Origin of the sequence: Arachnia propionica (genome assembly GCF_003932785.1) — a bacterium.
In the GTDB taxonomy this organism is placed as follows: domain Bacteria; phylum Actinomycetota; class Actinomycetes; order Propionibacteriales; family Propionibacteriaceae; genus Arachnia; species Arachnia propionica_B.
In genome coordinates this window covers 1-810 of the sequence record NZ_RQYT01000123.1, presented here as the reverse complement: position 1 = coordinate 810, position 810 = coordinate 1, and the positions used below count along the sequence as shown (strand labels likewise).

General features: G+C 67.3%; 1 protein-coding gene. It reads left to right on the top strand.

Features of this window, described 5'->3' with window-relative positions:
* On the top strand, positions 1 to 810 hold an 810-nt coding region (locus tag EII35_RS15540), incomplete at both ends, for a DUF222 domain-containing protein (protein ID WP_125229343.1).

The following is an 810-nucleotide window of genomic DNA, read 5'->3' as shown; positions in this document are numbered from 1 at the left end:
CCACCCTCACCGAGGCCTACCAGGCCATCCACGAGGCCGACGCCCACGCCCGGGCAGCGGAGGTGGCCCTCATCATCGGGATCGCGAAAGCAGCCGAACTCTATGAGATCGACGATGCCGCGGTGATGGAGGCTGTGGAAGGGTTCCTTGAGCCGGGCGGGGACGGCACCCCGTCGGTGGGTGAATTCCTCGCCCACGAGTTGGGTGGGATTCTTCAGATCTCCCCCGAAGCGGCGTTGGAGAAGATCGGGACCGTGCTGGACGTAAGGTTCCGGTTCCCTGCTCTCTGGGAGGCCTTCCTGGGTGGCTCCTTGCGCTGGTGGCAGGTTGCCGAGGTGGTCAACCGGCCAGCCATCTCCCAGCTGAACGCGGAAGCCGCGGCGCGGTTGGATCGGAAACTCGCTGTCGCCCTGCGGTTGTGGTCGTGGCAGCGGATCCGCCGCAACCTCGAAGCGTGGATCATCGCCGCCGACCCGGCCGCAGCCGCGGAGCGGGAGACCCGGCAGCGGGAGAACCGCTATGTGGCGGTGGATGCGGTCAGGAACGGCCACTGCGCCTTGTACGGGATCCTGGATCCCCGCGACGCGATCGACTTCGACCACGCCTTGTCGGAGGTCGCGAAAACCCTCCCGGTGGAGGCCGGGGATCTGAAACAACGCCGCGCCGCCGCCGTCGGTGTCCTCGCGCGCCAAGCCGGTGGGCAGGACATGCTGCCCCAAGCCACCCTCATCGTTCACATCAATGCTGATGATCCCGCTCTGGATCCGGATGCCGAGTCGTCGGGTGTGGTTGAGGTGGAGCGGTGGGGTG